This is a genomic window from Floccifex sp. (genome assembly GCF_051873555.1).
Taxonomy (GTDB): Bacteria; Bacillota_I; Bacilli_A; order Erysipelotrichales; family Erysipelotrichaceae; genus Floccifex.
Window position 1 is genome coordinate 1 of record NZ_JBJEEY010000128.1, and the last position, 7,086, is coordinate 7,086.

Here is a 7,086-nt window from a genome sequence, read left to right on the forward strand (position 1 = left end):
GTTGAAACCCCCATACCTTTATTAAAAGATATGGGGGTTTGTCAACACTCTGAAAAGATGGATTATTTTCCATCTTTTATTTCTTGCATTTTTCGATCTAATTCCTGACAAATTTTGGAACAAACATAAAGTTCATCATCAATTTCATTTAATCTTTTTTGCGGTAAATCTTTTTTATATCGTATTTTATGTTCAAGACTTGCCCAGAAATCCATGGCAATGGTACGAAATTGTACTTCAACTTTTACCCATTTTTTTTCATTGGCTAAGAAAATCGGAATTTCAATAATTAAATGAAGAGAACGATATCCATTTGTCTTGGCATGCTGAATATAGTCTTTTTTTTCAATTAAACGAACGTCGTCTTGTTTTAAAAATAAATGAGCCAAATCATAGATGTCGTTTTCAAAGGAACAGATTACACGAACCCCGGCAATATCAAACAAATTTTCTTCCATAGATTCCACCGATAACTCTAAATTTCTTCGAATCAGTTTATTGATGATACTTTCTTCGTCTTTGATTCGAGTTTGAATGGATTCAATGGGATTGCGATCCGCTAAAATGGAAAAATTTTCACTTAGTACCTTAAATTTTGTTTCCACTTCCATAAGAGCACAACGATAATAAGACATACTTTGCTTCACTTTTTGTTCCATTTCTTGTTCAGTGACATTTGGGTTGTGTTTAACAAATTCTTCTGCAATATTCATTTTACTATCACCTGCAATTGCATTGTATCATAGAAAGATTATTTTTAAAATTGACATAAATGGTGTCAATATAAAAAATATTATATACTTGCGAACAGAAAATCTATGGTTCATGATATAATAAATCGCAGAGGTATTTATGAAAAAAGAAGAATTTGTCTTAGCATGTGCTAAATCGAATATACATTTAACAGATACACAAATCCATCAATTTGAATTGTATAAAACTCTATTATTGGAATGGAACCAGAAAATGAATTTAACAGCCATTGTAGAAGAAGAACAAATATGGGAAAAACATTTTTATGATTCCATCTATCCTTTTTTTCACACACCCATTCAAACGATGTGTGATGTAGGTGCGGGTGCAGGTTTTCCATCGATTCCAGTAAAAATTGTATTTAATGATATTCAATTAACAATCATTGAACCACTTCAAAAACGTTGTCGCTTTTTAGAAGAAGTAAAAAAACAATTAAAACTAGAAAACATAACAATTTTGTCTGCAAGAGCAGAAGATTATGCGAAAGAAAATCGAGAACAATTTGATGTTGTCAGTGCAAGAGCTGTAGCTCGTTTAAATGTATTATTAGAGCTTTGTATTCCTTTGGTAAAAGTCAATGGATTGATGATTGCTTTAAAAGGAAAAAACGGAAAACAGGAATTAGAAGAGGCAAGAGATGCTATTTCAATTTTAAATTTGGAAGTAGAAAAAGAAGAAGTGTTTCATTTAGATGATGAAGCCATGCGGATGAATTTTTATTTTCGAAAGAAAAAAAGTACGCCAAAAAAATATCCAAGAGCGTATGGACAAATAAAGAAAAAGCCATTGGGGGATTAGTATGGGAAAAATTGTCGCAATTTCAAATCAAAAAGGTGGCGTTGGAAAAACTACAACAGCTATCAATTTATCAAGTGGTCTTTCTTATATGCAAAAGAAAGTCTTATTAGTGGATTTAGATTCACAAGGAAATGCATCTACGGGTTTATCGGCAATCAAAGAACAAGGACAACCCACTATTTATTCTGTTTTATTTGATGGAGTAAATATTCAACAAGCTATTGTTCATTTACAAGCACCAAGTATTGATATTTTACCTGCCAATTTAACTTTAGCAGGTGCAGATTTATTGATGAATGAAATTCCAAATAAAGAATTGATTCTTAAAAACGTATTGGATCCAATCAAACACTTATATGACTACATTATCATTGACTGTCCACCATCACTTGGATTGTTAAATACTAATGCCTTAAGTGCAGCCGATAGCGTTTTAATTCCTGTACAATGTGAATATTATGCACTAGAAGGGGTAACACAGTTATTGATGACAATTCGACTGGTTCAAAAAACAAGCAATCCAAATTTAAAAATTGAAGGATTGGTTATGACGATGTATGATGTTCGAACAAAATTAAGCATGGAAGTATGTCAGGATGTTCGTCAGACTTTTGAAAAACTGGTTTATCAAACTAATATTTCAAGAAACATTAAATTATCGGAAGCACCAAGTCGAGGTGTCTCTATTTTTGAATATGATATCAATAGTTCAGGGGCAAAATCTTATGGTGACTTAACAAAAGAATTCGTAAAACGAAACGAGGGATCGTATGGAGAATAAAAAATTAGGAAAAGGGCTTTCTTCTATTTTTGGTCAAGATGTATCAAAAGTATTAGATGAAATTCAAAGAGGAGAAGTTAAAACAGAAAGTCAGGAACAAAAGAAAATCAATATTGAATTGATTCGTCCTAATCCTTATCAGCCACGAAAAGTATTTGATCCAGAATCTTTGAAAGAACTAAGTGATTCTATTTCACAACATGGAATTTTTACACCAATTCTAGTAAAAAAAAGCATTTCTGGATATGACTTAATTGCAGGAGAACGTCGTTTACGTGCGTCTAAGTTAGCAGGTTTAACAGAAATTCCGGCTATTATTGTGGATTTTGATGATCAGCAGATGATGGAAATTGCGCTTTTAGAAAACATTCAAAGAGAAAATCTGAATGTGATAGAAGAAGCTAAAGCCTATGAAAACTTATTGAACCGTTTTCAATATACACAAGAAGAATTAGCCCATCGTGTTGGAAAATCTAGAGAACACATTACCAATATTCTTCGCTTATTGAAACTTCCTTCACAGGTACAAGACTATGTTGTGAATAAAGAACTATCGATGGGACATGCACGTGCTTTACTGGCTTTAAAAGAAGAAGAAAAAATGGTGAATGTTGCCAAAAAAGCGATTGAGCAGAATTTATCGGTTCGTAAAGTAGAGCAATTGGTAAAAGATATAAATTCTCCAAAGAAAATTGAAAAAAATCCAGAGGATTTATATTTAAAAGAGGCAAAGACAAAATTAGAAGAATATTTTCAAACAAGTGTATCTCTTTCCATGCATTCGATTTCCATTCACATAGAAAATAAAGAAGACTTAAATCGAATTTTAGAATTGCTTCATCTAATAGAAGAGTAATTATTGCTCTTCTTTTTTATTTGAGTTTTATAAAACATAAGACTATAATAGATGAGCCTATAGAAGGGGATAAAAATGAACAAATTAAAATTCTTTATTTTATTAAATATGGGATTGTTTTTAACAGCTGCAGGTATAGCAATTTTTAAAACACCCAATCATTTTGCGTTTGGAGGAACATCTGGAATATCAATCATTTTAGCAACTTTATTTCCAAAATATAACGTAGGAAATTTTATGTGGCTTGTGAATGGAGTCCTAGTTGTTTTGGGACTTGTATTTTTGGGAATCAAAACTATGGGATGGACCATTTATTCTTCTTTTGCTCTTTCATTTTTTGTCAGTGCCATTGAAAAAATTATTGTATTAACGGCTCCATTAACCAATGATACATTTTTAGAACTCTGGTTTGCCGTGATTCTACCAGCTATAGGAAGTGCCATTGTATTCAATGTAGGCGCATCAACAGGGGGAACCGACATTATTGCGATGATTTTACATAAATATACATCATTGGAAATTGGAAAAGCCTTAATGGCATCGGATGCCTTGATTGTATTCATTGCTGCTTATTTATTTGGACCAAAAACAGGTTTATATTGCGTACTGGGAATGGTATTAAAGTGCACATTAGTGGATACCGTTATTGAAAGCTTTAATCTTAGAAAAGTATGTACCGTGGTAACCGAAAATCCAGAACCCATTCAAAATTTTATTATTGATACTTTGAATCGTTCAGCAACTATTGAAGATGCCATCGGTGCTTATAGTCAAAGACAAAAAACGATTTTAATTACAGTTTTAACAAAAAGAGAAGCTATGTTACTTCGTAATTTTATTCATCAAAATGATAAAATGGCTTTTATTACTATTGTGAATAGTTCTGAAATCATTGGAAAAGGTTTCAGAGGAGCTATATAAAAAATTTTTCTTTTTTTCTTTCTTGTTTTATAATGGAACATATTGCGAAGAAAAAAGAAAAGAAGCGCCAGGACTTGTAAAAGTTGACGAGGACCAGATTAATCGAAAGATTCGGCGGATGATCTGGAGGCTTGATACAGTCTTTAGTAAATGACAAAACCGATTTGTGAAAATCGAACAAATTCATTGAGTATCCTTCGCAATTATTTTGTGGAGGTATTTTTTTATGTGTGGAATTGTAGGTTTTAATGGAAACCAGCAAGCGGCTCCAATTTTATTAGAAGGACTCTCAAAATTGGAATACCGTGGTTATGATTCAGCTGGAATTGCAGTTCGTAACCAAAATCATTTAGAAATTGTCAAAGCCAAAGGACGATTAAAGTCTTTAATGGAAAAGACAAACGAGGGACAAAGTGTCATTGGAACATGTGGAATCGGTCATACACGCTGGGCAACACATGGAGAACCCAGTGAAGACAATGCCCACCCGCATATGTCTTTTCATGATCAAGTGGTAACGGTTCATAATGGAATAATTGAAAATTACCAGGAATTAAAGGATCGATTAATTAAAGAAGGCTATGTGTTTTATTCACAAACAGACACAGAAGTTGCTACGAATTTAATTGACTTTTATTACTACCAAACCAAAGATCCTTTACAAGCTTTATCCCAGGCCATGATGCGTATTCGTGGTTCTTATGCCTTAGCTGTCTTATTTCAAGACTATGAAGAAAAGATTTTTGTTGCCAGAAAAGATAGTCCCATGATTCTAGGAATCGCAAACAATGAGTCATATGTAGCCAGTGATGTTCCGGCAATTTTAAAATATACAAGAAATGTATATTATATTGGAAACCAGGAAATGGCTTGTTTAGAAAAAGGAAGTATTTGTTTCTATAATTTAGATGGCGAAGAAATTGAAAAAGAGTGTGCTGAAATTCAATGGGATGCTCAAGCAGCTGAAAAAGGTGGCTACCAACATTTCATGATGAAAGAAATCCATGAACAGCCAAAAGCCGTTGAAGACACTTTAAATAGCATCATCAAAGACAATGCCATTGTATTAGATGCTTTAAATGGACTAGACATTGAATCCATTTCTCAAATTCATTTTGTTGCCTGTGGATCGGCCTGGCATGTCAGTATGGCTTGTCAATATATTATGGAAGACCTTACAAAGATTCCTGTTCGAGTAGAACTCGCCAGTGAATTTCGATATCGAAATCCCATTTTAAAAGAAAACGACTTAGTGATTATTATTTCTCAATCCGGAGAAACCGCTGATAGTTTGGCAGCTTTACGATTGGCTAAAGAAAAAGGTATACCAACATTAGCTATTGTCAATGTATTAGGTTCATCGATTGCCAGAGAAGCCGATTATGTTTTATATACACTGGCTGGACCTGAAATCTCTGTTGCCACTACAAAAGCATATAGTGCACAATTAATTATTGGCTATATTTTAGCTATTGAAATAGCTAAAATTCATCATCAAATCAATGAAGAACAATATATCTATTATATCCAAGAATTATTATCACTTCCTAAAAAAATGGAAAGAGTACTAGAAGATAAAGAACGTCTTCAATGGTTTGCGTCTAAATATTCCAATGCCAAAGATGTATTCTTTATTGGAAGAGGACTGGATTATGCGATTAGTTTAGAAGGAAGTCTTAAATTAAAAGAAATCAGTTATATTCATTCTGAAGCCTATGCAGCAGGGGAATTAAAACACGGAGCTATTTCTTTAATTGAAGATGGAACACTTCTAATTGGAGTTTGTACACAAGCTGGTTTATATGAAAAAACAATGAGTAATATGGTGGAATGTAAATCAAGAGGGGCTTATTTAATGGCCGTTGCGCCTTATGGATACTATCAAATCGAAGACACAGCCAACTTTGTGACTTATGTACCACGAGTAGACGAACACTTTATAGGAAGCTTAGCTGTCATTCCTTTACAATTATTGGCTTATTATTTAAGTGTATCCAAGGGATTGGATGTCGATAAACCAAGAAATCTGGCAAAATCAGTAACGGTAGAATAAATGAAAATTGCGATTTTAGAAGATACTTATTATTTTCAAAATAAAATTAGAAACTATATTCCAAAAGAACATATAGTTCATATATATTCAAATATTGAAGAATACAATCAAAGTCATATTTATTATGATTTATTATTGCTGGACATAAAATTGAATCAGGATAATGGAATTGAATATATTCGAAAAAATGCACATAAACAAATGTATATTGTCTATCTTTCCAATTATGAAGAATATATGATTGATACTTTTGATACAAATGTATTAGGATTTATTCCAAAAAATAAAATAGATAATCTTCTGGAATCAAAAATACAATGGGTACAAACAAAAATCCAGAGACAAAATCAAATTATTTTATCTGTTCCAGGTGAAAAAATCATTTTGAAAGAAAATGATATTTTATTGTTTTATGTACAAGAAGGAAATATATTTGTTGTATTAGAAAACAAAGAGAAATATCGTTTAGTTTATGAAACACTCAAGGAAGTACAAACAATGGTATCAAATTCTTTTCTTCGAGTGAAATCGAATTGTATTGTGAATGGAACAAAAATAAAAAAATTAGATATATCAAATCATGTGATTGATTTGGATGAACAAATCAAAATACGAGTGAGTAAAAGAAAGTGGAAAGAAATCAAAAATAAATATATTGAATTAAAAATGGATATATAGTTATGGAAAAATTAGGGTTTGTACTTGGAATTGTTTTATATTTTATATTGGATGGATTAAAGATATCTAAAATCATAACGGTTTTTATTTCGATTTTGATTGGATGGATTGTATATCTGTATATAAAATATTATCAATTGAAAGTAAATATGAATCATACAAATCAATGGATTTCAATGACAAATCAATCTATAAGCAATAAGAAGAGTACGCCGTCCTCACAGGGCGGTGGTGAATTCAGCG

At 31.9% G+C, this 7,086-nt stretch carries 8 protein-coding genes; 7 read left to right on the forward strand and 1 reads right to left on the reverse strand.

Features of this window, described 5'->3' with window-relative positions; genetic code table 11:
- Positions 1 to 62: 62 nt before the first annotated feature.
- The gene (locus ACI32A_RS07260; protein WP_439754376.1) at positions 63 to 713 is read right to left on the reverse strand and encodes a GTP pyrophosphokinase; all 651 of its coding nucleotides are present in this window, start codon (positions 711 to 713) and stop codon (positions 63 to 65) included.
- 139 nt (positions 714 to 852) lie between these two features.
- Here ACI32A_RS07260 and rsmG point away from each other — a divergent pair, with 139 nt between their 5' ends.
- The 7 genes from rsmG to ACI32A_RS07295 all read left to right on the forward strand — a co-directional run.
- A complete protein-coding gene (rsmG, locus tag ACI32A_RS07265; protein ID WP_439754378.1) occupies positions 853 to 1,554 on the forward strand; it encodes a 16S rRNA (guanine(527)-N(7))-methyltransferase RsmG in 702 nt (233 codons plus the stop codon).
- A gap of 1 nt (position 1,555) precedes the next feature.
- Entirely contained in the window at positions 1,556 to 2,335 is a 780-nt protein-coding gene (locus ACI32A_RS07270; RefSeq protein ID WP_439754379.1) for a ParA family protein, read from the forward strand.
- Complete coding sequence (locus ACI32A_RS07275; RefSeq protein WP_439754380.1) at positions 2,325 to 3,191, forward strand: ParB/RepB/Spo0J family partition protein; 867 nt, start codon at positions 2,325 to 2,327, stop codon at positions 3,189 to 3,191. Before ACI32A_RS07270 ends, ACI32A_RS07275 begins: the two co-directional genes overlap by 11 nt.
- Before the next feature lie 75 nt (positions 3,192 to 3,266).
- On the forward strand, positions 3,267 to 4,112 hold the full coding sequence (locus tag ACI32A_RS07280) for a YitT family protein (protein ID WP_439754381.1): 846 nt from the start codon (positions 3,267 to 3,269) through the stop codon (positions 4,110 to 4,112).
- 226 nt (positions 4,113 to 4,338) lie between these two features.
- Positions 4,339 to 6,165 (forward strand): glutamine--fructose-6-phosphate transaminase (isomerizing), encoded by a 1,827-nt coding sequence (gene glmS, locus ACI32A_RS07285; protein ID WP_439754382.1) that lies wholly within the window; start codon positions 4,339 to 4,341, stop codon positions 6,163 to 6,165.
- The gene (locus ACI32A_RS07290) at positions 6,166 to 6,843 is read left to right on the forward strand and encodes a LytR/AlgR family response regulator transcription factor (RefSeq protein WP_439754383.1); all 678 of its coding nucleotides are present in this window, start codon (positions 6,166 to 6,168) and stop codon (positions 6,841 to 6,843) included.
- Positions 6,844 to 6,845: 2 nt separating this feature from the next.
- Positions 6,846 to 7,086: hypothetical protein (locus tag ACI32A_RS07295; protein ID WP_439754384.1), on the forward strand; the 241-nt coding region annotated here is incomplete at its 3' end.

What these genes read in the sequence shown, in the direction of transcription:
- ACI32A_RS07260 (WP_439754376.1), bottom strand. Translation starts at nt 713, where the DNA reads ATGAATATTGCAGAAGAATTTGTTAAACACAACCCAAATGTCACTGAA.
- rsmG (WP_439754378.1), top strand. Translation starts at nt 853, where the DNA reads ATGAAAAAAGAAGAATTTGTCTTAGCATGTGCTAAATCGAATATACAT.
- ACI32A_RS07270 (WP_439754379.1), top strand. Translation starts at nt 1,556, where the DNA reads ATGGGAAAAATTGTCGCAATTTCAAATCAAAAAGGTGGCGTTGGAAAA.
- ACI32A_RS07275 (WP_439754380.1), top strand. Translation starts at nt 2,325, where the DNA reads ATGGAGAATAAAAAATTAGGAAAAGGGCTTTCTTCTATTTTTGGTCAA.
- ACI32A_RS07280 (WP_439754381.1), top strand. Translation starts at nt 3,267, where the DNA reads ATGAACAAATTAAAATTCTTTATTTTATTAAATATGGGATTGTTTTTA.
- glmS (WP_439754382.1), top strand. Translation starts at nt 4,339, where the DNA reads ATGTGTGGAATTGTAGGTTTTAATGGAAACCAGCAAGCGGCTCCAATT.
- ACI32A_RS07290 (WP_439754383.1), top strand. Translation starts at nt 6,166, where the DNA reads ATGAAAATTGCGATTTTAGAAGATACTTATTATTTTCAAAATAAAATT.